This is a genomic window from Cryobacterium sp. AP23 (assembly GCF_054075385.1).
This window is the reverse complement of record NZ_CM133415.1, coordinates 2738801-2764712: the sequence shown is the minus strand read 5'-3', so window position 1 is coordinate 2764712 and position 25912 is coordinate 2738801. Positions and strand designations below refer to the sequence as shown.

30 protein-coding genes are annotated in these 25912 nt (G+C 69.6%); 21 read left to right on the top strand and 9 right to left on the bottom strand.

Annotated elements, in window-relative coordinates:
* The first annotated feature begins 59 nt into the window (after positions 1–59).
* From ACU5E9_RS13120 to ACU5E9_RS13070, 11 genes are all read left to right on the top strand, one after another.
* Complete coding sequence (locus ACU5E9_RS13120) at positions 60–779, top strand: AAA family ATPase (protein ID WP_456810356.1); 720 nt, start codon at positions 60–62, stop codon at positions 777–779.
* 65 nt (positions 780–844) lie between these two features.
* Positions 845–1891 (top strand): metal ABC transporter substrate-binding protein, encoded by a 1047-nt coding sequence (locus ACU5E9_RS13115; RefSeq protein WP_456810355.1) that lies wholly within the window; start codon positions 845–847, stop codon positions 1889–1891.
* Positions 1892–1898: 7 nt separating this feature from the next.
* Entirely contained in the window at positions 1899–2690 is a 792-nt protein-coding gene (locus ACU5E9_RS13110; RefSeq protein WP_456810354.1) for a metal ABC transporter ATP-binding protein, read from the top strand.
* Positions 2690–3598, top strand: a complete 909-nt coding sequence (locus ACU5E9_RS13105; RefSeq protein ID WP_456810353.1) for a metal ABC transporter permease — start codon at positions 2690–2692, stop codon at positions 3596–3598. The genes ACU5E9_RS13110 and ACU5E9_RS13105 overlap by 1 nt, the downstream gene beginning before the upstream one ends.
* Positions 3598–4434 carry a metal ABC transporter permease gene (locus ACU5E9_RS13100; RefSeq protein ID WP_456810352.1) on the top strand — a complete coding sequence of 279 codons (837 nt, stop codon included), beginning with the start codon at positions 3598–3600 and terminating at the stop codon, positions 4432–4434. The genes ACU5E9_RS13105 and ACU5E9_RS13100 overlap by 1 nt, the downstream gene beginning before the upstream one ends.
* Positions 4431–4838 carry a Fur family transcriptional regulator gene (locus ACU5E9_RS13095; RefSeq protein WP_456810351.1) on the top strand — a complete coding sequence of 136 codons (408 nt, stop codon included), beginning with the start codon at positions 4431–4433 and terminating at the stop codon, positions 4836–4838. The genes ACU5E9_RS13100 and ACU5E9_RS13095 overlap by 4 nt, the downstream gene beginning before the upstream one ends.
* Before the next feature lie 176 nt (positions 4839–5014).
* Positions 5015–5251, top strand: coding sequence for a 50S ribosomal protein L28 (rpmB, locus tag ACU5E9_RS13090; RefSeq protein ID WP_066598603.1), 237 nt, complete (start codon positions 5015–5017; stop codon positions 5249–5251).
* Positions 5251–5418 (top strand): 50S ribosomal protein L33, encoded by a 168-nt coding sequence (gene rpmG, locus ACU5E9_RS13085; protein WP_066598602.1) that lies wholly within the window; start codon positions 5251–5253, stop codon positions 5416–5418. Before rpmB ends, rpmG begins: the two co-directional genes overlap by 1 nt.
* A 2-nt stretch (positions 5419–5420) precedes the next feature.
* Positions 5421–5726, top strand: a complete 306-nt coding sequence (gene rpsN, locus ACU5E9_RS13080; RefSeq protein ID WP_035880538.1) for a 30S ribosomal protein S14 — start codon at positions 5421–5423, stop codon at positions 5724–5726.
* A 311-nt stretch (positions 5727–6037) separates the two neighbouring features.
* Complete coding sequence (locus tag ACU5E9_RS13075; RefSeq protein WP_066598601.1) at positions 6038–6325, top strand: HU family DNA-binding protein; 288 nt, start codon at positions 6038–6040, stop codon at positions 6323–6325.
* Between the two features lie 130 nt (positions 6326–6455).
* Entirely contained in the window at positions 6456–8435 is a 1980-nt protein-coding gene (locus tag ACU5E9_RS13070; RefSeq protein WP_456810350.1) for a cytochrome c oxidase assembly protein, read from the top strand.
* Positions 8436–8451: 16 nt separating this feature from the next.
* Here the strand turns inward: ACU5E9_RS13070 and ACU5E9_RS13065 are convergent, their stop codons facing one another.
* On the bottom strand, positions 8452–9510 hold the full coding sequence (locus ACU5E9_RS13065) for a hypothetical protein (RefSeq protein ID WP_456810349.1): 1059 nt from the start codon (positions 9508–9510) through the stop codon (positions 8452–8454).
* A gap of 114 nt (positions 9511–9624) precedes the next feature.
* Here ACU5E9_RS13065 and ACU5E9_RS13060 point away from each other — a divergent pair, with 114 nt between their 5' ends.
* The gene (locus ACU5E9_RS13060; protein WP_456810348.1) at positions 9625–10461 is read left to right on the top strand and encodes a Gmad2 immunoglobulin-like domain-containing protein; all 837 of its coding nucleotides are present in this window, start codon (positions 9625–9627) and stop codon (positions 10459–10461) included.
* A 155-nt stretch (positions 10462–10616) separates the two neighbouring features.
* A complete protein-coding gene (locus ACU5E9_RS13055; RefSeq protein ID WP_456810347.1) occupies positions 10617–11936 on the top strand; it encodes an ATP-dependent DNA helicase in 1320 nt (439 codons plus the stop codon).
* Here ACU5E9_RS13055 and ACU5E9_RS13050 read toward each other — a convergent pair.
* Entirely contained in the window at positions 11933–12622 is a 690-nt protein-coding gene (locus ACU5E9_RS13050; protein ID WP_456810346.1) for a DUF4232 domain-containing protein, read from the bottom strand. The two genes, ACU5E9_RS13055 and ACU5E9_RS13050, sit on opposite strands and share 4 nt — an antisense overlap.
* Positions 12623–12756: 134 nt before the next feature.
* Here ACU5E9_RS13050 and ACU5E9_RS13045 point away from each other — a divergent pair, with 134 nt between their 5' ends.
* The gene (locus ACU5E9_RS13045) at positions 12757–14145 is read left to right on the top strand and encodes a serine hydrolase domain-containing protein (protein ID WP_456810345.1); all 1389 of its coding nucleotides are present in this window, start codon (positions 12757–12759) and stop codon (positions 14143–14145) included.
* A gap of 9 nt (positions 14146–14154) precedes the next feature.
* Here ACU5E9_RS13045 and ACU5E9_RS13040 read toward each other — a convergent pair whose 3' ends face one another.
* The 4 genes from ACU5E9_RS13040 to ACU5E9_RS13025 are packed head-to-tail and all read right to left on the bottom strand — an operon-like array spanning position 14155 to position 15885.
* Complete coding sequence (locus ACU5E9_RS13040) at positions 14155–14328, bottom strand: CsbD family protein (RefSeq protein WP_456810344.1); 174 nt, start codon at positions 14326–14328, stop codon at positions 14155–14157.
* Positions 14325–14999 carry a hypothetical protein gene (locus tag ACU5E9_RS13035; protein ID WP_456810343.1) on the bottom strand — a complete coding sequence of 225 codons (675 nt, stop codon included), beginning with the start codon at positions 14997–14999 and terminating at the stop codon, positions 14325–14327. Before ACU5E9_RS13035 ends, ACU5E9_RS13040 begins: the two co-directional genes overlap by 4 nt.
* Positions 15000–15055: 56 nt before the next feature.
* Positions 15056–15433 (bottom strand): hypothetical protein, encoded by a 378-nt coding sequence (locus ACU5E9_RS13030; protein ID WP_456810342.1) that lies wholly within the window; start codon positions 15431–15433, stop codon positions 15056–15058.
* Positions 15430–15885, bottom strand: coding sequence for an Asp23/Gls24 family envelope stress response protein (locus tag ACU5E9_RS13025; protein WP_456810341.1), 456 nt, complete (start codon positions 15883–15885; stop codon positions 15430–15432). The genes ACU5E9_RS13030 and ACU5E9_RS13025 overlap by 4 nt, the downstream gene beginning before the upstream one ends.
* Before the next feature lie 227 nt (positions 15886–16112).
* Between ACU5E9_RS13025 and ACU5E9_RS13020 the strand changes: the two genes are divergently transcribed.
* Positions 16113–16676: an RNA polymerase sigma factor gene (locus ACU5E9_RS13020; RefSeq protein ID WP_456813541.1), complete on the top strand. Its 564-nt coding sequence runs from the start codon at positions 16113–16115 to the stop codon at positions 16674–16676.
* Positions 16673–17257, top strand: a complete 585-nt coding sequence (locus ACU5E9_RS13015; protein WP_456810340.1) for a hypothetical protein — start codon at positions 16673–16675, stop codon at positions 17255–17257. Before ACU5E9_RS13020 ends, ACU5E9_RS13015 begins: the two co-directional genes overlap by 4 nt.
* A gap of 53 nt (positions 17258–17310) precedes the next feature.
* On the opposite strand, the gene ACU5E9_RS13010 is transcribed toward ACU5E9_RS13015, so the two are convergent.
* Positions 17311–18732, bottom strand: coding sequence for a GH1 family beta-glucosidase (locus ACU5E9_RS13010; protein ID WP_456810339.1), 1422 nt, complete (start codon positions 18730–18732; stop codon positions 17311–17313).
* Positions 18733–18857: 125 nt separating this feature from the next.
* Here ACU5E9_RS13010 and ACU5E9_RS13005 point away from each other — a divergent pair, with 125 nt between their 5' ends.
* Positions 18858–20873, top strand: coding sequence for a beta-galactosidase (locus tag ACU5E9_RS13005; protein WP_456810338.1), 2016 nt, complete (start codon positions 18858–18860; stop codon positions 20871–20873).
* 9 nt (positions 20874–20882) lie between these two features.
* Here ACU5E9_RS13005 and ACU5E9_RS13000 read toward each other — a convergent pair whose 3' ends face one another.
* A complete protein-coding gene (locus tag ACU5E9_RS13000) occupies positions 20883–21761 on the bottom strand; it encodes a LacI family DNA-binding transcriptional regulator (protein WP_456810337.1) in 879 nt (292 codons plus the stop codon).
* Positions 21762–21880: 119 nt separating this feature from the next.
* Between ACU5E9_RS13000 and ACU5E9_RS12995 the strand changes: the two genes are divergently transcribed.
* The 3 genes from ACU5E9_RS12995 to ACU5E9_RS12985 all read left to right on the top strand — a co-directional run bounded on the left by ACU5E9_RS12995 (position 21881) and on the right by ACU5E9_RS12985 (position 24646).
* Positions 21881–23086, top strand: a complete 1206-nt coding sequence (locus tag ACU5E9_RS12995; protein ID WP_456810336.1) for an ROK family transcriptional regulator — start codon at positions 21881–21883, stop codon at positions 23084–23086.
* Between the two features lie 130 nt (positions 23087–23216).
* A complete protein-coding gene (locus ACU5E9_RS12990) occupies positions 23217–24221 on the top strand; it encodes a bile acid:sodium symporter (protein WP_456810335.1) in 1005 nt (334 codons plus the stop codon).
* Between the two features lie 65 nt (positions 24222–24286).
* Positions 24287–24646 carry a hypothetical protein gene (locus tag ACU5E9_RS12985; RefSeq protein ID WP_456810334.1) on the top strand — a complete coding sequence of 120 codons (360 nt, stop codon included), beginning with the start codon at positions 24287–24289 and terminating at the stop codon, positions 24644–24646.
* Between the two features lie 52 nt (positions 24647–24698).
* On the opposite strand, the gene ACU5E9_RS12980 is transcribed toward ACU5E9_RS12985, so the two are convergent.
* Entirely contained in the window at positions 24699–25121 is a 423-nt protein-coding gene (locus ACU5E9_RS12980; protein ID WP_456810333.1) for a hypothetical protein, read from the bottom strand.
* A 160-nt stretch (positions 25122–25281) separates the two neighbouring features.
* On the opposite strand from ACU5E9_RS12980, the gene ACU5E9_RS12975 reads away from it, so the two are divergent.
* Positions 25282–25854, top strand: a complete 573-nt coding sequence (locus ACU5E9_RS12975; protein ID WP_456810332.1) for a YdeI/OmpD-associated family protein — start codon at positions 25282–25284, stop codon at positions 25852–25854.
* Positions 25855–25912: the final 58 nt, after the last annotated feature.

Genomic DNA, 25912 nt, shown 5'->3' with positions numbered 1-25912 from the left:
ATGCGCCGGGCTGAAGGGGAACTTTGGCGGAAGTCGGCGGGGGCGGGGCAAGATGGGGCATGGCCTTCGAGAGCATTCCCCTGCGCCGGGTCGAGGAAGACCCGCAGCATCCGCTCGACCGCAGCACCTGGCCGGCCACGCTGGCGCCGGTGGCCCAGCTGCTCGAGAGCGGGCTGGACCTCGGGCCCGCGACAGTTTTCGTCGGCGAGAACGGTGCCGGCAAGTCCACCCTCGTCGAGGCGATCGCGCTGGCCTGGGGACTGTCGCCGGAGGGCGGCTCCACCGGGGCGCGCAATTCCACCCGGGTCAGCGAATCCGCCCTGCACGACCACCTCCGGCTGGTGCGGAGCGGCGGCAGCACGCGCCGCGGCTACTTCCTGCGCGCCGAGACCATGCACGGCTTCTTCACCTACCTGGAGGAAAACCCGGGCAGTCGACCAGAACCGGCCTTCCATGAGATCTCGCACGGCGAATCGTTCCTCGAACTTGCCGTCGACCGGTTCCGCGGCCGGGGCCTATGGGTGCTCGACGAGCCCGAGTCCGCCCTCTCCTTCTCCGGCTGCCTGGCCTTACTCGGCCATCTCAAGGCGCTGCTGGCGGAGGGCGGCTCCCAGGTGATCATGTCGACGCACTCGCCGCTGCTCGCCGCGCTGCCCGGCGCGCGCATCCTCGAGGTGGGCGAATGGGGACTGCGGGAGCAGGCCTGGCGCGACCTCGACCTGGTCACCAACTGGGCCAGCTTCCTCGACGCCCCGGAGCGGTACCTGCGCCACCTCTGACCCCGGGCCGGCGACAGCGGCTAATGGTTTTGACAATCATTATCAATAGGCGTAGCGTTTCGACCGTGACCACCCCCAGACTTCTGCTCCCCGCCCTGGCCGTTTCCGCCTCCCTCGTGCTGGCCGGATGCTCCGCGTCCGGCAGCGCCGCGTCCGCCGGGTCGGCGGACGACCTCAAGGTCGTCGCCACCACCACCCAGATCGCCGACCTCACCCGCAACATCGTCGGCGACACGGCCGGCGTCGAGGTGACCCAGCTGATCCAGCCCAACCAGAGCGCCCACAGCTACGACCCCTCCGTCGCCGACCTCACCGCGCTCGGCTCCGCCGACGTGCTCGTGATCAACGGCGTCGGCCTGGAGGAATGGCTCGACGACGCGATCACGGCCTCCGGCTTCGACGGCGTGACCATCGACTCCGACGAGGGCATCGCCATCCAGGGCGGCGAGGCCGGCCACGAGGAGGAGGCCCACGACGACGAGGCCGCCGGCACCGACGACGCCAGCACCGAAGCTGGCACCGAGGAGCACGACCACGACGGCGGCAACCCGCACATCTGGACCGCCGTGAGCAACGCCGAGACCATGACCGCCACCATCGCCGACGGCCTGGCCGCGGCCAGCGCCGGCCACGCCGCCGACTTCGAGGCCAACGAGGCCGTCTACGCCGGTCAGCTTGCCGCGCTCGACGGCTGGATCCACGAGAACATCGACGCCGTGCCCGCCGACCAGCGCCTGCTGGTGAGCAACCACGACGCGTTCGGCTACTTCACCGCCGCCTACGGCATCACCTACGTCGGCAGCGTCATCCCCAGCTTCGACGACAACGCCGAGCCCAGCGCCGCCGAGATCGACGCCCTCGTCGACGCGATCACTGCCACGGGAGTCAAGGCCGTCTTCTCCGAAGCCTCGATCAACCCCAAGGCCGCCGACACCATCGCCGCCGAGGCCGGCGTCACGGTCTACTCCGGCGACGACGCGCTCTACGGCGACTCGCTCGGCCCGGCCGACAGCGACGGCGCCACCTACATCGCCTCCCAGCTGCACAACGTGAGCCTGATCCTTCAGTCCTGGGGCGTGACGCCCAGCGCCGTGCCCGCCGACCTGCAATAGTTGACTCGTGAACGAGAACCCTTCTCAGCAGCAGGTGCCCGCACCGCTCGCGCTCCGCGTCTCCGGGGCCTCGTTCGCGTACGCCCAGACTCCCGCCCTCACCGGCATGGACTTCAACCTCCGCGCCGGTGAGGCCATTGCACTGATCGGCCCGAATGGTTCGGGCAAGTCGACCCTGCTCAAGGGCATCCTGGGCCTGATCCACCGCACAGAGGGCACCGTCGAGGTGCTCGGCCAGGCCACGCCTCCGGCCGGCAGCATCGGCTACGTGCCGCAGACCGACGAGCTCGACCCCGAGTTCCCGGTGAGCCTGGAGCAGGTCGTCATGATGGGCCGCTATCGGCAGCTCGGCTGGTTGCGCCTGCCCGGCAAGAAAGACCGCGCGGCCGTCGCCGCGGCCCTCGAAACCGTCGGCCTGGCCCACCGGGCCAAGACCCGGTTCGGCGAACTCTCCGGCGGCCAGCAACAGCGCGGCCTGCTCGCCCGCGCCGTGGCCGGCGGCCCCCGCCTGTTGCTCCTCGACGAGCCCTTCAACGGCCTCGACCAGACCAACCGTGAGGCCCTCGTCGGCACCGTCGAGCGGCTCAAGGCCGACGGCGTCGCCGTGCTCGTCTCCACCCACGACCTCGAGCTGGCCCGCGCCGTCTGCGAAAGTGTGCTGCTGCTCAACGGCAGCCAGGTGGCCTTCGGCCCGCGCGACGAGGTGCTCACCCTCGACAATGTGCAGCGCACCTTCCACGAGGTCGGCGTCGAACTCGACCAGCACACCCTCGTCGTCCCCGGCCACGAAGGCCACTGATGACCGACCTGCTCGGCCCGCTCTTCACCGCGTTCACGCTGCCGTTCATGGCCAGGGCGCTTGTGGTGCTGCTCGCTCTCAGCCTCGTCGCCGGGATCGTGGGCGTGCTCGTCAACCTGCGCAGCCTGGAGTTCATCAGCGACGGCCTCACCCACTCCGTCTTCCCCGGCATCGCCATCGGCTTCGTCTGGGGCGGCCGGGACGGCCTTTTCGTGGGCGCCATGGTCGCCGCGGTCCTCGCGGCCGTCGTCCTCACCGTCATCACCCGCCGGGCCGTGTCCGGCGACGCGGCCATCGCCATCGTCTTCACGGCGATGTTCAGCATCGGCATCCTGGTGGTGTCCCGCGAGACCGACTACGCGGGCCAACTGGAGCAGCTGCTCTTCGGCCGGCTGCTCACCGTCACCGGCACCGAGGTGACGCAGACCCTCATCATCTGCGCGATCGCGCTGCTGCTGGTCGGCATCACCCTCAAGCAACAGGTCTACCGGGCGTTCGACCGCACCGCCGTCGCTGCCGCCGGCTACCGGCCGCTGCTGCTGGACCTGGTGCTCAACGTGGCGATCGCGCTCGTGGTGGTGGCGGCCTCCAGCGCCGTCGGCAACCTGCTCGTGCTGGCCGTGCTCATCGTGCCCGGCGCGGTCGCCCGGCTGATCACGGTGCGGCTCTGGCTGCTCTTCCCCCTGGCCGCCGGGTTCGCGGCGTTCTGCGCGTGGGTCGGGTTGGCGCTCGGCTTCGAGGCATCCGTCAGCGCCGGCATCGACCTGCCCAGCGGGGCGACCGTCGTGCTCGTGCTCGTCGCCGGTTACCTGCTCGTCCTCCTGGGTCGGGTCACCGCCGACCGGATGCGCGCACCCGCTGCCGCCGGGACCGTCACCGTCGCAGAGCGAGAGGCGGTGAGCCGCTGATGGGCTACTTCGAGAAGGCGCTGCTCGCCGCCGTCGTGATCGGCGCGCTCAGCGGCCTGGTCGGCACCCTGGTGCTGCTGCGCCGGCGCACATTCTTCGCCCAGGCGCTCACCCACGCCACCTTCCCCGGTGCGGTCGCCGCGGCCCTGCTGGGCGTCAGCATCCCGCTCGGTGCGGCGCTGGCCAGCGCCCTGATCGTGGCGATCATGACCCTGCTCGGCCGGGTGCGGCGGCAGGGCAGCCAGGTGGCGTCCGGCATCATGCTCACCGCCGGCTTCGCGCTCGGGGTGCTGCTGCAGGCACTGAACCCGTCGCTGCCCGTGCACGTGGAGTCCTACCTGGTCGGCTCGGTCCTCACCGTCACCGACGGTGACGTCCTTCTGGCCGCCGCCGCCCTCACCGTTGCGGTGGTCGTGGCCGTGTTCTGGGGCAAGGAGATCCTGTTCTCCACCTTCGACCGCACCGGGTTCCGTGCGGCCGGCTACCGGGAGTGGCCCATCGAACTGCTCACCCTGGTGCTCATCACGGCCACCGTGGTCACCGCGATGCCTGCCGTCGGCGCGATCCTGGCGATCGCCCTGATCGCCGCACCGGCGGCGGCGGCCCGGCTGCTGGTGCGCACCGCCGGACGCATCGCGCTGCTCGCCCCGGTCATCGGCGCCGGGTCCGGGGCGGCCGGCGTGCTGCTGTCCCGGTCCCTCGATGTGGCGGCCGGTCCCGCGATCGCGCTCACCGCGGCCGCCTGCTTCCTGCTCGCCCTCGGCGTGCGGGCGCTCCGCACCCGCATCCCGGGGGTTCACGCGTCCGCTCCGGCGGGGCTACGGTTGGAATCATGAAGCGAAACACCTGGCAGCGAGAGGCCGTGCGCACCGAACTCGGCCGCGCCGAAGGATTCGTCAGCGCCCAGGGCCTGCACTCCGCGCTGCACACCAGCGGCTCCCCGATCGGCCTGGCCACGGTGTATCGGGCACTGGCCGACCTCGCCCTCGAGGGCGACGCCGACTCGCTGCAATCCCCGGACGGCGAGAGCCTCTACCGGGCCTGCACCACCACCGAGCACCACCACCACCTGATTTGCCGCAACTGCGGTCTCACGGTGGAGATCGAGGTGGATGCCATCGAGCACTGGGCCACCGAGGTGGCGGCCGAGCACGGCTTCACCGAGGCCGCCCACGTCGTGGATGTCTTCGGTCTCTGCGCGGCCTGCACCGCGCTTGCGTCGGCCCGCCCGACCCCGTAAGGTTGGTAGCTGCTGCGCATATCTGTGCGTGCATTGCTCGTTCGTGACTTTTCCTCCCACCGAACCAGCCGCCGAAATTCACTTTTCTGCCGGCCGCTTCCGGGTGGAATCCATCGCGAGCTGGCCGACAAGAGATCTTGGGAAGGGCAATCGCCCTTCGGTATTGGAGGAAAACCATGGCAGCAACCTGCCAGGTGACCGGAGCCGTTCCCGGCTTTGGACACAACATTTCACACTCGCACCGGCGCACCAAGCGTCGTTTCGACCCGAACGTGCAGACCAAGAAGTACTTCGTGCCGTCGCTTCGCCGCAACGTCACGCTGACCCTCTCGGCAAAGGGCATCAAGGTTATTGATGCTCGCGGCATCGAGTCGGTCGTCAAGGACCTGCTCGCACGTGGGGAGAAAATCTAATGGCTAAGGCACAGGACGTACGTCCGATCATCAAGCTGCGTTCGACGGCAGGAACCGGTTACACCTACGTGACCAAGAAGAACCGTCGCAACAACCCCGACCGTCTCGTGCTCAAGAAGTACGACCCCGTAGTGCGCAAGCACGTTGACTTCCGTGAGGAGCGCTAAAAATGGCGAAGAAGAGCATGATTGCCAAGAACAACCAGCGCAAGGTTATCGTCGAGCGCTACGCCGCCAAGCGCCTTGAGCTGAAGAAGGCCCTTGTCAACCCGGCCGGCACCGACGAGTCCCGCGAAGAGGCTCGCAAGGGCCTCCAGAAGCTGCCCCGCAACGCCTCGCCGGTTCGCCTGCGCAACCGCGACGCGGTTGACGGTCGTCCCCGTGGCCACCTCTCCAAGTTCGGCATCTCGCGGGTACGTTTCCGCGACATGGCGCACCGCGGCGAGCTGCCCGGCATCACCAAGTCCAGCTGGTAACCAGCTGCTGATCGTGTAAACGATCGCGACGCATCCACAGGGATGCCGGCTCCGGCCGGCATCCCTGTTTTGTGTCCGCCCCCACCGGGCGCCCCGGACGGCCCCGCACGGGGGCCGCACAGTTCGCGCACAGCGAAAAGTCACCCAATTCGCCCTGCAAAGCGTCCCGAAACGCCGTAAATCCGCGGAATCCCGCGGATCAATGCTAGATTCAACGCGGTCGAACCGACCAACGGAGGCGCTGTCTCAGCGTCGCCCGCTTCACGTGAATACCTGTTTTTTTACAGACGAAGGTCCGAGGAGGACACTCAATGGCTGATAAGTCGCTGAACAAGACCGAGCTCGTTGCCAAGGTTGCTGCAGACTCTGGCCAGAGCCAGGCTGCTGTCGATGGCGTTCTGAACGCTTTCTTCGCAACCCTCGCCGACACCGTTGCCAACGACGGTAAGGTCACCATCCCGGGCTGGCTCGGCGTCGAGCGCACCGCGACCGCTGCTCGCACCGGCCGCAACCCGCAGACCGGCGAAGAGATCGCCATCGCAGCCGGCCACCGCGTCAAGCTGACCGCTGGTAGCAAGCTCAAGGCCGCCGCCAAGTAGGTTGCAGGTCTCGTAGTTCCGGTGGGCGTCGACTTTCAGTCGGCGCCCATCACTCGTTAACTCACCAATCGTTTACCAGGCCCCCCCACCCCACCGGCCGAATTCGCCTTCCGCCTCCGGTTAAGCTGGGATGGTGCCCCGTTACGTTCGTATCGTCGGGCCGGCAGCCCTGCTGCTGGTCGCGATTCTGGCGACGCTGGCCGGCCTGGCCTACGGCGGCGGGGCCGAGGCCCAGCTTCTCGCCGACCCGGGCGCCGTCGTGCGCTGGGGACTCCCGGTGGCCAAGCTGCTCGTCAACCTGGGCGCCGCCGGCACCATCGGGGCGCTCGTCCTCACCTGCTTCGCGCTGAGCCCCACTGAGCGCGAATTCGGCACCGCCATCGACCTGGCAGCCGCGTCGGCCGCGTTCCTCACCATCGCCTCCGCGATCACCGGCTTCCTCACCTTCCTGCAGGTGACCAACGCCACGGTCAGCTTCAACGACCAGTTCAGCGCCACCGTCGGCCAGTTCTTCAGCCAGATCGAGATCGGCCAGGCCTGGCTCACCACCACCCTGATCGCCGCGGCCGTCACCGTGCTCTGCTTCGCGGTCCGCAACCAGACCGCCCTGGTGTTCGTCACCGTGCTGGCCCTCCTCGCGCTCCTGCCGATGGCCCAGCAGGGCCACAGCGCCGGCGCTGAGGGCCACGACGCGGCCATCACGGCCCTCGGCCTGCACCTGGTCTTCGCGGCAGTCTGGCTGGGCGGGCTTCTCACCATCATCCTGCTGCACCGGCAACTGGCGCCGGGCCGGCTGCGTGAGATCGTGGGCCGGTATTCCACCCTCGCGCTGGTCAGCTTCGTCGTGGTTGCCGCCTCCGGCTACGTCAGCGCCGAGTTGCGCATCGGCAGCTGGGACAACCTGCTCACCGGCTACGGCTTGCTGGTGCTCGTCAAGGTGGCCGTGCTCCTCGTGCTCGGCGGCTTCGGTGTGCTGCAGCGCCGATACCTGATCGGCCGGATGCGCACCGCGACCGGAACCGCCGACACCTTCTTCTGGTGGCTCGTCGTGGGCGAGATCGCCTTCATGGGCCTCGCCTCCGGCGTGGCTGCGGCCTTGGCCCGCACGGCCACCCCCGTGGCGCAGGTCGTCACCACGGCGATCCCGGCGGCCACACCTGCCCAGATCCTCACCGGCGAGGTGCTGCCGCCGGAGCTGACCTTCGCCCGCTACTTCACCGAGTGGAACTTCGACCTCGCCTGGGTGCTGTTCTGCGCCTTCGGGATCTTCTTCTACCTGGCCGGCGTGGTGCGGCTGCGCCGCCGCGGCGATACCTGGCCGCTGCACCGCACCATCTTCTGGGTGGTGGGAATGGTCACCCTGTTCTACATCACCAACGGCGGCGTGAACGTGTACGAGAAGTACCTCTTCTCCACCCACATGCTCGCCCACATGGCCCTCACCATGCTCGTCCCGGTGCTGCTGGTGCCCGGAGCGCCGGTCACCCTGGCGGCCAGGGCCATCCGGATGCGGCGCGACGGCAGCCGCGGCCCGCGCGAGTGGATCCTGCTGGGCGTGCACTCGAAGTTCGCCGGTGTCATCTCCAACCCGATCGTGGCCGCCCTGCTCTTCGCCGGGTCGCTGTGGGTGTTCTACTACACGTCGATCTTCAGCTGGGCCACGACCGACCACATCGGCCACCAGTGGATGATCGTGCACTTCCTGATCACCGGCTACCTGTTCGTGCAGTCGCTGATCGGCATCGACCCGGTTCCGTACCGGCTGCCGCACACCTTCCGGTTGCTGCTGCTGCTGGGCACGATGGCGTTCCACGCGTTCTTCGGTCTGGCCATGATGACCGGCACCGGGCTGCTGCTGGCGGACTGGTACGGCGCGATGGGCCGGAACTGGGGCGTCAGCGCCCTCGCCGACCAGCAGGCCGGTGGCGGCATCGCCTGGAGCGTCGGCGAGATCCCCACGATCGCCCTGGCCATCATCGTGGCCATCCAGTGGGGTCGCAGCGACGACAAGGAAACCAAGCGCCGCGACCGCAACGCCGACCGCACCGGCGAGGCCGAGCTGAACGACTACAACGAGCGCCTCGCCCGCCTGGCCGCCCACGACCGCTAGCTGAGCCGCGTCTGCGCTAACGCAGCTGGATGGCCAGGGAACCGTCCGGCGCGATGGTGACGCTGATCCCCACCGAGAACGGCACGTCCTCGTCCCTGGTGCTCAGGTCGCCGTCGTAAAGCGACTGCACGTCGACCACGATGTGCGCCTGGCCCTCGGTGGCGGGCATGTCGAACGAGGCCTCGCCGCCGGTGAGGGCGACCTCCGGGTACGCGGAGATGGACCAGGCCGGTGCCGACTTGACCCGGTTGTCGATCTCGATGCCGAACGGGCAGTTCGACGGCTGCAGCACCTTCTGGGTGGCGCACTCGTCGAGGAACTCGTTGAGTTTGGCCTGCACCTGGCTTGTGAACGTGGCGTTGGGGGCGGCTTCGACCGAGACGTCGGTGGCGCCGGAGGCGACAACGGGCACGCTCTGAACGGGCGCGGTCAGCAGGGCGGACTCGTGCGAGATGTCGTAGACCGCCGGGGCGAACGCCAGGTAGGCGCCCTGGTTCGAGAATGTGGCGGGCGCGTCGGCGGCCGCGTGCGCGCGGGTGTCGAGGGTGAGGCCGTTGACGGTGAAGTGGGCCTCGTTCAGCACCGTCACCTGCAGAACGGCGAGCGGGCTGGTCGCGAACGCCCAGGTGGTGAAGATCCCGGCTACGGTGCCGGCGGGCTTGACGCTGAATTCCATCGACGTCCTGGCGCCGTCCAGCGTGAAGTCGTACACGACACTGTGGGTCTTGCCCTCGGTGGCGGATCCGGCTTCGTCGCTGACCAATTCGATGTCGGCGATCTCGCTCAGCACCGCGGGGCGCAGGAGCGTGTCCGGCAGGTCCTGGGGAAGACCGGCGGCCTCGAGGGCGGCATCGGTGGGTACGGCGCCCGGCAGGTCGAGTGCGGTGTGGGTGTCGCGGGAGGCGAGGGCTTCGAGGTACTGCCGCACGAAGCCGCCTGCGCTGTACACGTCGCGATTGAGCGAGCCGATGGCTGCAGCGAGGGCGGCGCCGAGCAGGGCCAGGACCACGCAGACGGCGATGGTGGCCCGGGCGTAACGCCCCCGCCGCACCCCGATTCCAACCCCGTTGCTCACCTCAACATCCTACGGTGCCGCCCTTGGCGTTCGCTCTGGCTGAGCCGTCCCGGGGGCAGCCGGGGGAGCGCTCCGGAGCTACAATTCCAGCATCCACCCAAGGAGATGATCACCGTGAACACCCCGCGACCGCATCGTCGGGCGCACCTCCTGGCGTTGCTTCTACTGGGGTCACTTGCCGCCTGCACCCCCGGCTCGACGCCGTCAGCGTCACCCACTCCACCCCCGTCGGAGTCGCCCACGACGACACCGACCGAGTCGCCCTCATCCTCAGCGAGTCCGGCGCCCACCGACACCGGCGCATCCGGTACGCCGACGCCCCCGTCCAGCTCCTCACCGGCGATCGTCATCGAAGACCCCGCCGCGGATGCGAGCGTCAGTACCCCCCTCAGCGTCAGTGGCCGGTTCAACACGTTCGAGGCGGCGCTCACCGTCCAGCTCGTCACCCCGGTCGGGGACACCCTGTGCATTCGCGAGGTCCAGGCGACCTCGGGCTCCGGCACCGAAGGGACGTGGCAGACCATTCTGGGATTCATGCCGCCGGAGTTCGACACTCCCGCGACCCTGCGGGCCTTCGAACGGAGCGCCCAGGACGGCACGCCGGTCAACGTTGTCGAGCAGGGCGTCGTCATCACCCCGGAGCGGCCGCCGATCTTCATCTACCAGCCCGTCTGCGGTGACCGGGTGGCCCCCGGCGACCCGATGTTCGTCAAGGGTCGGGCGTTTGTGTTCGAGGCCCAGTTCAGCCTCGACCTGCGCACCTCCTCTGGTGAGGTCGTGCAGACCCAGCAGGTGACGGCGGAGAGCGGTTCGGAGGAGTCGAACTTCGATGCCACGGTGACGATACCCGCCGGCCTGCCCGCCGGGTTCTACGACCTGGTCGCCTACGACAACAGTGCAGAGGACGGCAGCATCCAGAACGAATTCCCGGTACAGATCGAGGTGCGGTAGCAACGTTTGTGCGCACCACGGATGCTCCCCGGAGTTATGCACCGGTCGGCCGGCGAGTGGGCCGTCCGGTGCCGGGCGGTTACAGTGGAAGTGGACTCGATCGCCCCCGATCCGGCCTGCCCACACCCCACCGCATACCTCAGTGAAAGATCCCCGTGACTGCGATTCCCCCCGAGATTCCGCTCTCGCGCGAGCAGGCCGAGGTGTTCGCCGCCATCGAGGGCACCAAGCAGAACGTGTTCGTCACCGGCCGGGCCGGAACCGGTAAGTCGACGCTGCTCAACCACCTGTCCTGGAACACCGACAAGCAGATCGTGATCGCCGCACCGACCGGGGTCGCCGCGCTCAACGTGGGCGGCCAGACCCTGCATTCGCTGTTCCGGCTGCCGATCGGTGTCATCGCCGATCACACCATCGATCAGAACGATCAGCTGCGGAAGCTCCTCAACACCATCGACACCGTGGTCATCGACGAGGTCTCCATGGTCAACGCCGACCTGATGGACGCCATCGACCGCAGCCTCCGCCAGGCCAGGCAGCGCCCGCACGACACCTTCGGCGGCGTGCAGATCGTGCTCTTCGGCGACCCGTACCAGCTGGCCCCGGTGCCGGGCGATCCGGAGGAACGGGCCTACTTCGCCGACACCTACCGGTCGATGTGGTTCTTCGACGCCAAGGTGTGGCAGAGCGCCGAGCTCAAGATCTTCGAGCTCACCGAGATCCACCGTCAGCACGACGCCGGCTTCAAGACCATGCTCAACGCGGTGCGGTACGGCCAGGTGACCCCCGAGATCGGCGGTGCCCTCAACGGTGCCGGCGCCCGCAAACCGCCCACGGAGGGTGTCATCACCCTGGCCACCCGCAACGACGCCGTCAACCGCATCAACGCGGCGGCGCTCAAGCGCCTCTCCGGAAAATCCCTCTCGGCCAAGGCCGAAGTCACCGGCGACTTCGGCGGCCGCACCTACCCGGCCGACGAGGTGCTCGAACTCAAGGTCGGCGCCCAGGTGATGTTCCTGCGCAACGACAACCCGCTCGACGGCGGCCCGCGGTGGGTGAACGGCACCATCGGCACCGTCACCCGGGTGGATTCCACCGTCTATGTGGACATCGACGGCACCACCCATGAGGTGGAGCCCACGGTGTGGGAGAAGTACAAGTACACCTACAACGCCGCCACCAAGAAGCTCAGCAAGGATGTCGTGGCCGAGTTCACCCAGTTCCCGCTGCGGCTGGCGTGGGCGGTCACCATCCACAAGTCGCAGGGCGCCACCTACGAGAAGGCGATCGTTGACCTGGGCGCCCGGGTCTTCAGCCCCGGCCAGACCTACGTGGCCCTCAGCCGCCTGACCAGCCTCAACGGCCTGTACCTCACCCGCCCGCTGCGCCCCAGCGACATCATCGTGGACGACAACGTGCTGCGCTTCATGGAGGGGCTGAGGGTCACCCCGCCGCTGGAGCAGGGCGCCGTCTAGAAGACGACCGGTTCAGCCGCGAACGCGCCGGCGCGCACCAGCTGCACGGCGGGGTCATCGCAGCCGTCGATCGGATGCGGTGCGGCAACCTCGGCGGTGGTGTCGCCCGCCGGGAGGGTGACCGCTAGCGACGTCACCGGGACCACCGGGCAGCCGTAGGCCCCCGCCTGGGTGAGGTGAAGGAGGCTGTACGCCGAGTCTCCCGGTTCGAGCCGAAGCTCCGCCGGCGCGGCCCGCGGTTCCCGGCCGGAAGCCGCGCCCACCGGCTGTCCGGTGTCCACATTGATCAGGACAACGCCCGGGTAGCCGTCGACCAGGCACGGCCGGTCAGCGGTGTTCCTGAGGCGAAGATCCCAGAAGAAGCTGCCGGCGCCGCTGTCCCCGGGGCGGTCGGTGACGGTGAACGTCGCGTCGGTCGCCGAGCAGGCGGCCGCGGTATCGCCGGTGGTGGACGGAGGGGTGCCCGGAGCGCTGGGTGGGGTGGGCGACGGCGTGCCGGTCGGAGCCGGCACCGGCGTGGGAACCGCGCTGGGAATCGCGGTGGGGGTGACGACGGGTGGCAACGTGGGGATCATCGGGGTGTCGCAGGCGGTCAGCGCCAGGGAACAGCCGGCGAGCACGAGCAGGGCTCCGCCGGCCCGCCGGAGCCGGACCCGCACGGGGTGCCCCATCCGCGAGCGGATCATACGGACAGTATCGCACCGTCCGGCCCGGGGCGGGTGGGCCAAACGCCACACCCCGGCCCTTGGTACACTCCTGGCCAACAGGCTCATTCGGCGCCTCCCTCTGGGCGGCGTGCGGGGGCGGGCATGGGGTGGCCATGAGTGGTGAACAGGCGGGGCACAGCAATGGTCGTGCGCGCACCGGCGGGGCCGGAACCGGCTTCCGGACCGGGGACCGGCGGCGGCTCGCGTTTCTGGACCTGGCCCTGCTGATGGCGCTGGTGCTTCCGCTGGGCGGCTGTGCCGAGGCGGCGGTGCCGCAGCCGTTCGGACCGGAGCAGGCCACCGGCACCCTGGCACCGGACACCGTCGCGGCCCTCGATGCCGCCCTGGCCGATGGGATGGCGCTGGCCGGCGCATCCGGGGCGATCGCAGGCGTCTGGGTGCCGTGGGCCGGGCAGTGGCTGGCGAGCCCGGGGACCGTCGGCGCCCAGGTCGACCCCGAAACGGGCCGCGCCGCCGGCGGGGGTGCGCTCACGCCGGAGATGAGCTTCCGGATCGGCACGCAGACCACCGCGATGACCTGCACCGTCTTGCTCCGGCTGGTGGACGAACAGCGGGTGGGCCTGGACGACCCGGTGTCGCACTACCTCAGCCGGCAACCGGGGGTTGAGGGCATCACACTGCGCCAACTCTGCCAGCACACCTCCGGTCTCGGCCAGGGCCAGCTCGACTCCGAGTTCGTGAAGAACCCCACTCGCCGCTGGCCGACCCTTGAGTTGGTGTCCGCCGGTCTCGGCGCCCCACGGGTGGGCCCGCCCGGCCGGGCGTTCAGCCGCTCCGACGCGGGCATCCAGCTGCTCGGGCTGGCCCTGCAGGCGGCGACGGGCGACGACTGGGCGACCCTCCTCGGCCGGTACGTGTTCGACCCGCTCGGCCTGGCCGCCACCTCGTACCCCGGCGCCGGGCAGCTGAACGTGCCCGGCGCGCATCCGCACGGCTGGACCGCGGCGGTCGACGCGGCGGGCCGGCCCGACTGCAGCCGGATGCTCGACGTGACCCTGCTGTCCCCGTCGATCTCCGGTGCGGCCGGGGGCGCGGTGTCCACGCTCGCCGACCTGAAGACCTGGTCGCGCGCGCTCGCGGCGGGAAGCCTGCTGGAGCCTGAAACGGCGGACGAGCAGTGGACGACGGTGCCCGAGGCGGGGATGCCGTACTGGCGCGGCTACGGGCTGGGCGCCGAGCAGCTGGGCCCCCTGCGCGGAGCGGCGGGAGAGATTCCGGGCTACCTGTCGGCGACGCTGGCCGACCCGGAGAGCGGCCTGACGGTGGTGGTGATGGTCAACGATTCCAGCGCCGGTGCGGAATTCGCCCTCGACCTGGCACGTCGGCTCGTGGCGATCGCGGCCCTGGCCCCGGCAGCTGACGGCGAGGCGGGCCAGCCGGCTCCACTGCCCTGGACGGCGGACGACGCGGCGGCGCTGATGCGCACGAACGCGGTCTGCCCGACCGGCGCCGCCGAGGATCCGACGGTGCCGGCCGGGTGACCGATCCGGTTACTTCTTGAACGCGTCCTTGACGTTCTCGCCGGCCTTCTTCAGGTCGGCTCCGGCCTGGTCGGCCTTGCCTTCGGCGACCTTGGAGTCGTCGTTGGTGGCCTTGCCGAAGGCTTCCTTCGCCTTCCCGGCGAGGTCCTGGGCGGCGTTCTCGATCTTGTCTGATCCACTCATGGTGTTCTCTCTTTCTCTAGGGGGTGGTTCTGGGGGTCGGTGAGGTGGGAGGGCCGCAGGGACTCGTACGCCAGTGCATCCGCGATCGCCTTCTCGGCGGTGAACCGGTCGGGCGCGATTCCGGCGACCGGCCGGGCGGGCACGGTCGCGCGGTGGCGTGACCCGGTGGTGCTCGCGCCGGCAGCTGCGGCGGCGGGAGGGACGGAAGCCGGGGTGAGGGGAGCGGGGCTGGATGAAGCGGGGCCGACGGCGCCCGCCGCGACATCATCGGCCGGCTGGGCGCCGGCGGCGGCGGCCTCGCGGCGGGCGCGGCGTCCCGCCACCAGCACGAGCGGGACACACGCGAGTGCGACCACGACACCCAGGGCGAGCAGCACCGGGGGAGCAACCTCATTGACCTGGCTGACGTAGCGCACCACGTCCGTCGGCGCGGCGATCAGCGGCGCCCGGTGCAGCAGCTCGAGCACGAGTTCGGTGCCGGTGTACACGCATCCGGCGATGATCACCGAGGCCAAACCGATGGCCACGACCGCGCGTGGCGGGCTGGCCTGCTGAGGCGACTGCAGCGTGTGGGTGGACCGGGTGGCTGTGACCCCCGGTTTGTGAGGCTGCGGCACGGTGACCCTCAGGCGCGCCGGGGCGAGACCCGCCGACTGCGCTCTGTTGATCATGTCGTTCACGGTGTGCCGTTTCGTCGTTGTGCCGGGGTGGTGCGGATGCGCCGGGGTCAGTCGCCCTGGCCGGGGAGGCGCAGGAGGGGCTTCGTCAGCCGCACGGTGACGCCGCCGAGCGGGACCCCGGTGAGCTCGCCCACGGAGTCGCGAACCTGCTGCTCCGCCTGCTCGGTGCGGGTCTCGGTGGTGTCGTTTCCGGCGGTGTCCGCCGCGTCGCCGGGTTCGTCCGGCACCGCTTTGAGGGGTGCGCGAACCGTGACGTCCAGGCTCCCGGCGCTCTCCTCGAGGTCGACGGAGACCTGACCGGTCGTCACCCCGAGAGCCTCGGCGGCCACGGCCGAGACGACCCGGGTCATCGCCCGGGAGCTGATCTGGGTGTGCCCGCGCGAGGTGTCACTCCCGGGAACATCGACGCTGCGAGGAGCGCTCACGGAACCGGTACCTCGTCCGTCTCGGTGGCGCCATCGGGCAGGTGCACGTCGTTGATGGTCACGTTCACTTCGGTGACCTTCAGTCCGGCGAGAGACTCGATGGCGTCGATGATGGCCGTGCGGGCGTCATCGGCGACCTGCTGCAGGGCAACCGGGTAGTCGGCGACGAGGGACAGTTCGACGGTGACGTCGTTTTCGTTCACTTGGACGCTGATGCCCTGGCCGTGATCGGTGTTGCTGATGGCCTCGCGGATGGCGCCGAGCGCGCGGGCGGCGCCACCGCCGAGGGCGTGCACGCCGGGGACATCGCGTACGGCCAGGCCGGCGATCTTGGTGACGACGGAGTCGTTGATGACCGTCGTGCCGCGACCGGCGCCGGACGGAGCCGTCCCGGCGTCGGTTTCGGTGGCGGAGTCAACGGTGGGGAGGGGGCTGGGGGAGATGGCGGTCATGAGTGCTGCTCCTGTGATCGGCCGCGCGTGGCGGTGCGGTTGTGACAAAAAAGCGGGATGGTGAGATAGTCACTATGTCGCACGGTTCTCGCTTTGGGGTGAATTTCTCTTGCCCCGAAACTCATTGATACTGTTCAGACGCGATTCAGAGCGGGTTCGTCATGAAATTCATGCGATCCTGCCGGGGCGCGGGGCTCGGGTTTAGAGAGAGGACTTCGGTGTCAGTGGTGGAGTCAGACGAGCGTTCCAGCCTGGGCGACGCTGCGGATGCGATTCTCGCAGCGCGGGCCGTCGACGGCGACGTGCGTGCCTTCGAGGTGATCGTTCGGCGGCATGGGCCGCTGATGCGCGCATACGCCACCAGGATCCTGGGATCCAACGGCGACGCCGACGATGTCGTGCAGGACACCTTCATCACGGCCTGGGAACGGCTGCACGAACTGCAGGACCCGGCCGCCACGAAGGCCTGGCTGATGCGCATCACGAGCCGGAAGGCCATCGACCGGATCCGCGCCCGCCGGTCCGACCAGCCCCTGGGCGAGTGGGATGTGCCCGCGCCGGAATCCGAGTCACCCCACCATCAGGCCGAAGCTGCGTCACAAAGGGAGCGGCTCACACGCGCACTGGGTACTCTGAGCGAAGCACAGCGTGAATGTTGGACGTTGCGGGAGATCGGCGGGCACAGTTACGCCGAGATCGCCGAGGAGCTTGACGTGCCTCCGTCGACGGTGCGCGGGCTGTTGGCCCGGGCCAGGCAGAAACTCATGCAGGAGATGGAGGAATGGCGATGATTCCCTCTCCTGACGACCAGAACTACGACCTGATCGCCCATCTCAGCGACTACCTCGACCGCGGCGAGAACCCGCCGGACGAGTTCCTCAACACCGCGCCGGAGAACCGGATCGCCTTCGACGCGCTCACCCGGTTCCGGGCGATGGCCCAGGACATCCTCGCCGAGGACGTCTCCGCCGAGCCCGCCCGCGACGACAGCTGGGTGACCAGCATCCTCAAGAACATCCACCGGGAATCCCGCGCGGGCCGGACGATCCCGGTCTCGCACCCGTCACCCAAGGCCGCGCTCAGCCTCACCGAAGGCGCCGTCAGGGGCCTGATCCGTTCGGCGGGCGACTCTGTCGCCGGCACCTTCATCGGTAAGTGCACGCTCGAGGGTGATGTGACCACGCCGGGCAGCCCGGTCACGGTCAACGTCGAGGCGAGCGTGTTCTGGGGCGAGCGGATGCCGCAGACGGCGCACCGCCTGCGCACCGCCATCACCACGTCGCTGCTGCACCACACCGAGCTGGACATCCAGGCGGTGAACGTCACCATCACCGACGTGCACCTGCGCCGGAACGCCAGCACGGATGACTAGCGCAGTGGACTAGCGCAGGCGACTACAGCGGAGGACTGACGCGGGCGGGGCCGTCAGGGGATGCGGCGTGCCGCGATCAGCTGCTGGTACCAGAGCGCGCTGTCCTTGAGGGTGCGCTGCTGGGTCTCGTAGTCCACCCGCACGATGCCGAACCGCTTCGAGTAGCCGTAAGCCCACTCGAAGTTGTCCATCAGCGACCAGACGAAATACCCGTGCAGTTCGACGCCGGCCTGGATGGCCCGGTGCGCGGCGGTGAAGTGCCGGCGCAGGTAGTCCACCCGCTCGGCGTCATGCACGCTCGTGACACCGTGTTCGTCCACGGTGACGACGTCCTCGAACGCCGCCCCGTTCTCGGTGACCATCAGCGGCAGGCCGGGAAACTCGTCGCGGGTCGCCTCAAGCAGTTGCAGCAGCCCGGACGGCTCGATGTTCCAGTCCATCTCGGTGAACGGCCCCGGCTGGTCGAGCCGCGGGATGTCGTCGGTGCCGGGGAACGCGGACGCCCGGGAGGCCGCTCCGGCGGCCGAGTCCGCCGCATCCGCCGCCCCGGTCGCCGGGCCCACCAGGGTGGTGTTGTAGTAGTTGATGCCGAGCATGTCGATGGGCTGGTGGATGAGCCCGAGGTCCCCGGGCAGCACGAACGACCAGTCGGTGATGGCGCGGGTGTCCTCCAGCAGGTCGGCCGGGTAGGCGCCGTGCAGCATCGGGCCGGTGAAGATACGGTTGCCGACCGCCTCGATCCGGCGCACCGAGTCGGCGTCGCCGCGGATCACGTGCAGGTTGTGTGTGACGGAGATCTGGGCGGTAGCGCGGACGACCGCGCGCAGTGCGCTCACCCCGAGGCCATGGGCGAGGTTGAGGTGGTGCGCCACGGTGAGGGCCTCGGCGTTGTCCTGCCGGCCCGGGGCGTGCTCGCCGGAACCATGGCCGAGGAAGGCGGAACACCACGGCTCGTTGAGGGTGGTCCAGACAGCGACCGTGTCGCCGAGCGCCTCGCCCATGATGCGGGCGTAGTCCGCGAACGCGTAAGCGGTCTCCCGGTTGCGCCAGCCGCCCTCGTCTTCGAGCGCCTGCGGCAGGTCCCAGTGGTAGAGCGTGGCGACCGGGGTGACGCCGCGCTGCACGAGGCCGTCGACGAGGCGCTGGTAGAAGGCCAGGCCGGCCGGGTTCGCCGGTCCCCGCCCGGTCGGCTGGATGCGCGGCCAGGCGATGGAGAACCGGTACGCGTCCAGGCCGAGCGCTGCGATCATGTCGAGGTCGGCGTCGAGCCGGTGGTAGTGGTCGTCGGCGATGTCGCCGGTGTCACCGTTCTGCACGGCTCCCGGTTCCCGCGAAAAGGTGTCCCAGATCGAGACGCCGCGCCCGTCCTCCCCGACGGCACCCTCGATCTGGTACGCCGCGGTGGCCGATCCGAAAACGAAGGTGTCGGGGAATCGCAGACCGCTGTCGCGATAGTCCAGGGTGTCTTCGGTCATCGTGGCTGTCATCCATTTCTCTGCTGGGTCTGCGTGGGCATGGCGCACGAAAACAACGGTGACTAGACTTTATCAAGTTGCCAAAATTAGTGGTAACGCTGACCATCGCTGCTCAGGAGAGTGCCATGCCCACCGACGCCCGACCTCCCGCAATCGCCTGGCCCACCGCCGCCCTCTCCTTCGGGGGTGACTACAGCCCGGAGCAGTGGCCGCACGACGTCGTGCTCGAGGACCTGGCGTTGATGCGCGAGATCGGCGTGAACCTCGTCACCCTCGGCGTCTTCTCCTGGGTCAAGCACGAACTGAGGGACGGGCAGTTCGACTTCGGCTGGATCGACGGGATGCTCGATTTGCTGCACGCCAACGGCATCCGGGTGGACCTGGCCACGCCAACGGCCGCGGTGCCGATGTGGCTGCACCGGCTGCACCCCGAGATCCTGCCGCAGGACGAGTTCGGGCATCCGCTCGCCCCCGGCGGCCGGAACGGGTTCTGCCCCTCGTCGCCGGTCTACCGGGAGTTCTCGCTGCGGCTCGTCGAGGCGCTCGCCGGGCACGTGGCCGGCCACCCGGCCATCGCGATGTGGCACGTCGGCAACGAGCTCGGCGGCGGCAACGCCCGCTGCCACTGCCCGGTCTCCAACGCCCACTTCCGGCGCTGGGTGGCGGAACGCTACGGCTCGGTGGCAGCCCTGAACGAGGCATGGGGAATGAGCTTCTGGGGCAACAGCTACTCGTCGTTCGAGGAAATCACCACTCCGAGCACCCAGACCGCGCACAATCCGGGCCAGCTGCTCGACTACGAGCGGTTCTCCTCCGACGCCCTGCTCGAGCAGTACCTGGCCGAGAAGGAGGTGTTGAACCGGCACACCCCGGGGGTGGCCGTGACGACGAACTTCATGGTCGGCCTCGGCCCGGACGTGGTGGACTACGCCCGCTGGGCACCGCACATGGACATCGTGGCCAACGATCACTACACCTACGGGCCCGACCCGCTACGGCACCAGGAGCTGTCGTTCAGTGGCGACCGCATGCGCGGGATCTCCGGCGGCGGCCCCTGGATGCTGATGGAGCACGCGGCCGGCGCGGCCAGCTGGCACGCGATCAACCAGGCCAAGAAGCCGGGCGAGCTGATCCGCCACGCCCTGGCGCACGTGGCCCGCGGCTCCGACAGTGTGATGTATTTCCAGTGGCGGGCGTCCAGGTCCGGCACCGAGCAGTTCCACTCGGCGATGCTGCCGCACGCCGGCCGCGACTCCCGCATCTTCGGCGACATCACCACCCTCGGCGGCCACCTGGCCAGCCTGGCCGAGGTCGCCGGCAGCACCGTCACGGGCGCGCAGGTGGCCATGCTGCACGACAACGAGGCCGGCTGGGCGCTGAAGAGCGGCCTCAAGCCGACCAACAACCCGGTATACGCCGACACCGCCCGCGCCATCCACGGTTCCCTGTTCGAGCGCGCTGTCACGGTCGACGTGCTGCCCGCCTGGCACGACCTCTCCGGCTACAAGCTGGTCATCGTGCCCGGCCTGTTCCTGGTCTCGGCGGAGAACGCCCGTGCGGTGGCCGACTTCGCCGCCGGCGGCGGCACCGTCGTGGTGACCTGGTTCTCCGGCATCGTCGACGAGCGCAACACCGTGATCACCGGCGGATACCCCGGCGCCTTCCGCGACCTCCTCGGCGCCTGGAGCGAGGAGTTCTACCCGCTCACGCCGGCGGAGTCGGTCGAACTCGACAACGGCTGGCGCGGCGTCCGCTCGAGCGAACTCGTGCACGCCGACGGTGCCGAGGTGATCGCCGGCTACAGCTCGGGCGACGTCGCGGGTTACCCCGCGGTGACCCGGCGGGGACTCGAGGGCGGCGGGTCGGCCTGGTACGTCTCCACCGACCTGGACCCGGCCAGCCTGGGCGAGCTGCTCGACCGGGTGCTGGAGGACGCGCTGGTCACCCCCGCTGCCCGGGTGTCCGCCGGGGTCGAGGCGGTGCGGCGGGCCTCACCGGCCGGCTCCTACCTGTTCCTGCTCAACCACGCATCGGCGGAGGGCTGGGCCGACGCCGCCGGCGTCGACCTGCTCACCGGCACCCGCCACGAGGCCCGGGTGCCGTTGCCGGCTGGCGGGGTCGTGGTGATCAGGGAAGAGTGACGTTCGCGTTCAGCGGGCCGGCGGCGGAGCCGTGGTCCCGCGCGCCACGACCTGCGGTGCCGGCGCAGGAATCGAACCCGGCGACCGCCCGGCCAGCAGTTCCTGCACCATCTCCGCCGCGGCCGACCCGAGCCAGTGCACATCCCGGCGCATGACCGACAACGGCGGCGTGGAGAGCCGGCACAGGCTGGAGTCGTCCCAGGCGAGCAGCGAGAGCTCCTGCGGCACCGCCAGGCCGGCTTGGTGGGCGTAGGCGAGGCCGCCGATCGCCATGAGGTCGTTGTCGAACAGGATCATGGTCGGTTTCCGTGGTTCGCTGAGCAGTTCCCGGGTGCCGTCGAAGCCGCTCTGCTCGGAGTAGTCGCCCGTCACGGTCAGGGCGGTCGCGTCGTTGGCCGTGATGGCCTCGGCGAACGACCGTGCGCGCACCCCCGTGTGCACCAGGTGGCCCGGGCCGGCGACCCGGCCGATCACGCGGTGCCCGAGCCCGACCGCGTAGTGCACGGCCAGGGTCACGGCCTGGAAGTTGTCCACCTCGAGGGTCGCGACGCCGGCTTCGCTGGCGTGCAGGGGATCGCCGAGCACGAGCGCGGGCAGGCCGAGGTCGTGCAGGATGGCCGTGCGCACGTCGTCCTCGGTGAGGTCGTGCACCACGATCGCCGAGACGTGGCCGGATGCGGCCCAGCGGTGGTAGCTGGCGATCTCGTCCTCGAGGGTGTCCGCGATGTGTACGAGCACCGACCCGTTCGTCACCCTGAGGGTGTCCTCCAGACCGGCGATGAACTCGGCGTAGAACGGCTCGACGCCGCGGAACCGGGGCGAGCTGCGCAGGACGGTGCCGATGGTGATGGGCTCGGACTGCTGAGGCGGATCGAAGAGGGCGGGCACAGTGTCATTGTGCCGCACTCGCGGCAGTTCCCGGATGGCCATTCGCCCCGATCCCCACTTCTTTTGGACACTTTATTAAGCGAGTCAACTCTAGAATGGGAGCAACGAGGAGGCTGGACATGACGCGCGCTGGAGCCAACCTGACACTCACGACCAGTCGCGCCCTCGTGCTCGACTTCGTGCGCTCGGCCGGCCCGATCAGCCGGGTCGAACTGGCCACCCTCACCGGGCTCACCCCCGCCACCATGACCAACGTGATGCGGCAGCTGCTCACCGACGGCCTCGTGATCGAGGTCGGCCGCGACCTCTCCACCGGCGGCAAACCACGGGTGCTGCTCGACATCAACCCGACCGCCCGGTTCGCCGTCGGCATCCAGCTCGGCGCGGACTCTCTCACCTACGTGGTCACCAACCTCGGCGGCGCGATCGTCGGCCGGCTCCGCACCCGGGGTGCCGAAGACTCCCCGCCCGCCGACGTCATCGCCCGGATGGCCGTGAGCGCCAACCAGCTCATCGACGACCTCGGCATCGACGGGCAGGCGGTCATCGGCGTGGGACTGGCCGCGCCCGGATCGATGGACATCGACCGGGGCGTGCTGTTGGCCCCACCCACGCTGCGGCTGTGGTCGGACTACCCGCTGCGCGACGCGCTGGCCGAGGCGACGGGCCGGCCGGTGCTCCTCGACAACGACGGCACCGCATCCGCCGTGGGGGAGTTCTGGGGCGGGGACGTGCCGGATGCCTCGACGGTGTGCGCGGTGTACATGGGCGCCGGCATCGGCGCCGGGATCCTCCTCGGCGGCACGGTCTTCCGCGGGGCGAGCTCCAATGTGGGCGAGCTCGGCCAGATGTGGATGACGTCTCCCCGGAACGGTGCCGCTCCCGACACCCTCGAGCGCGTGGCGGGGCCGGCCGGCGTGGTCGCCGCGGTGCAGCGCGCCCTCGACGGCGGCGCCGAGTCGTCGCTCCGGCTGGTGGGCACCGACCCGATTGCGGACTTCACCCAGATCTCGACGGCGGCGCTTCTGGGCGACCCGGTGGCGGTGACGGCGATCACCCACTCCGCCCAGGACCTGGCCGAAGCCGTGCTCATCGCCGCGAACCTGTTCGACCTCGACTGCGTGGTGCTCGCCGGGCCGTCCGTGGCCATCGCCGGGTCGATCTACGCCGAGATCCTGCAGAAACGGCTCAGCGAGGGGTTCTTCGCCAAGAACCGGCACGGCATCGAGGTGCGCCTCTCCACGCACGCGACGGACGCCGCGGCCGTCGGCGCCGCCGCCCTGGTCCTCCAGCACCAGCTGGCCCCCCGCTCCTTCGGCAGCTGACCGACCACTCGGTTCCGGACTTCGCACACTGCCGAGCCCGCAACACTGTGCGAAGTCCGTAAATCACCGTGGCCGGGGCCGCGGGGCGACGCATCCGCTCGACTCCAGGGCTCGACCCTAGGGTGGGAGCATGACGGGGATCGTGCAGCGGATGGAGCGCCGGCAGGTGGCTCTGTACCTGGCCGCGATCGGGCTCGGTGCGCTCGCCGGGTGGCTGGCCCCGGCCGAAGCGCCCGCACTGGCGGCCACCATCACGCCCGTGCTCGGGCTGCTGCTGTTCGCCACCTTCCTGAGCGTGCCCCTCGTCGACGTCGGTCGGTCGTTCCGCGACCTCAGGTTCCTCGGCGCTGTGCTGGCGGTCAACTTCGTGGCCGTACCGGTGGTGGTTTTCGGCCTGAGCCGGTTCGTCTCGGACGACCGGGGGCTCCTCACCGGCCTCCTGCTGGTGCTGCTCACCCCGTGTGTGGACTACGTGATCGTGTTCACCGGGCTCGCCGGCGGCGCCCGCGACAAACTGGTGGCCGCCACCCCGCTGCTGATGCTGCTGCAAATACTGCTGTTGCCGGTCTACCTGCTGCTCTTCGCCGGCCCCGACACGACCGGTCTGATCGACGTGGCCCCGTTCCTGGAGGCGTTCCTGCTGCTCATCCTGCTGCCGCTCGGCGCCGCGGCAGCCGTGCAGGGGCTGGCTCGGCGGTGGGTGGCCGGGCACGTGATCCAGGCCACCATGCAGGCGCTCATGGTGCCACTGATGATGGTCACCCTGGCCGTCGTGGTCGGCTCCCAGGTCGCGGCCGTGGGGGCGCAGGCCGCGGCGCTGCTGGCCGTGATCCCGATCTACGTCGTCTTCCTGGTCGTGATGGTCGGGCTAGGGGTGCTGGCGGCCCGGCTGTCCCGGCTCGACGTGCGGGCGGGCCGCGCGCTCGTCTTCAGCGGCGCGACCCGCAACTCCCTGGTGGTGCTGCCACTGGCTCTCGCCCTGCCGGCGTCCCTGGCCCTGGCGCCGCTGGCCGTGGTGACCCAGACCCTCGTCGAACTCGTCGGGATGGTGATCCTGGTTCGGCTCCTGCCGAGGCTGGTGCCCCACCCCGTTCCGGTCGCCCGCCATGTTTCGTTGTGTGACGATTCCTCGTGACAGTGGGAAAACGCGAACCTACACTCGTTGCAATAGCCGCGCACTCGCTCGCGAAGGAGGTTCACATGATCACGCAACCGCTGCACACCCAGCAGTGCAACCACACCGGTGATGCCGTGTGCGCCAATCGCGGAGCCGGCCACGCCCTCCAGCCGATCCAGGCGCGCGTAGCCGCCGCCACCCCGGGCAAGTGGGTGGACGGCATCATCGCGAGCGTGTCCGCCGACGGCTGGGTCGGCATCCGGCTGCTGGGAGCACCGGGCGCAACCGACCTGCTCGACCTGCCCGACGATACCGAGACGGTCTGGGTGTGGAACCACACCGACCTCACGGCACGCCTCGGCACGGGTCAGCCCGTGGCCGTGCATGCCCTGTACAACGTGCTCGCGAGCGGCCGGGACCGCATCAGCGTCATCCGGCTGTAACTCATCGCCCGGCGGCAGGACCGCCGGCGGTAAACCGTGGAACGGCGTCGACTCAGCTGGTCGGCATCATCCCCTTCATCGCGTCCATCATCTTCTGGCAGGCCATCGCGCACTGGCGGCAGGCCTCGGCGCACATGCGGGCATCTTCACTCATGCTCGCGAACTTCATACACTCCTCGGCGCACGCGGTCGCCATGGTCATGCTGGCCATGTGCATGGCCATCATGCTGTCCGTGTGCATCCCGCCCGGGCGCAGCATGGCGCGCATCATGGTGCTGGCCATGTCGGCCGTGTTGGCACACATGCTCCGTGCCATCGCCATGTCTTCGCCCATCATCGAGTCGGCGCACATGGTGCAGGCCTGCTCGCAGGCGGACGCGGCCTCGATGCAGTCCTGCATCATGCTCATGTCCATGCCCTGCATCGGCATGTCCTTCATGTGCATTTCCATCATCTGCATGGTCATGTTCATCATCTGGAACCATCCCTAACGCGGGAGACCGGGCACAAGCCTCTGCCAACGCCGACAACGGCCCCCGCCACGGCCGATGCTACGCCGGGACCGGCCCGATGTCAGCAGGTCGGCGAGCCGACGCACGGAACCTGCGTCGGCGGCATCTGTCTACAATTGGCGCATGGTGAGCATGGCCGACCGTCCCATCTACGATTTCACGATCGAGCAGTGGGAGGCGTACCTGGCCGACAGCCCGGACGACGGCGGGGTGCGCCTGAAGCTGCGCAAGAAAAGCTCGTCGGCGCCGGGCATGACCTGGTCGGAGGCCCTGGACGTGGCCCTCTGCTACGGCTGGATCGACGGGCAGGCGAACCGGTTCGACGAGGACTACACGCTTCAGGGATTCTCCCCGCGGCGGAAGAACAGCTCGTGGTCGCAGATCAACCGGGAGCACGTGGCCCGCCTCATCGAGGAGGGGCGGATGCGCCCGGCCGGCGTCGCCGAGGTCGACCGGGCCAAGGCGGACGGCCGCTGGGACGCCGCGTACCGGCAGCGGGATGCGGTGGCGCCGCCCGACCTGCAGGCCGCCCTGGACGCCGACCCGGCCGCGGCCGCGTTCCTGGCCTCACTCACGAAGTTCGACCGGTTCCAGATCTACTTCCGGCTGACCAACATCAAGACGCCCGCGGTGCGCGCGGCGCGCATCCGTGACGTGGTGGAGAAGGCCGCCCGCGGGGAGCGGCACTATCGCTGAAGCACCGAGTTGCCCCGCTTCGGACGAGTTGCCCCGGTAGAGCGGGGCAACTCGTCCG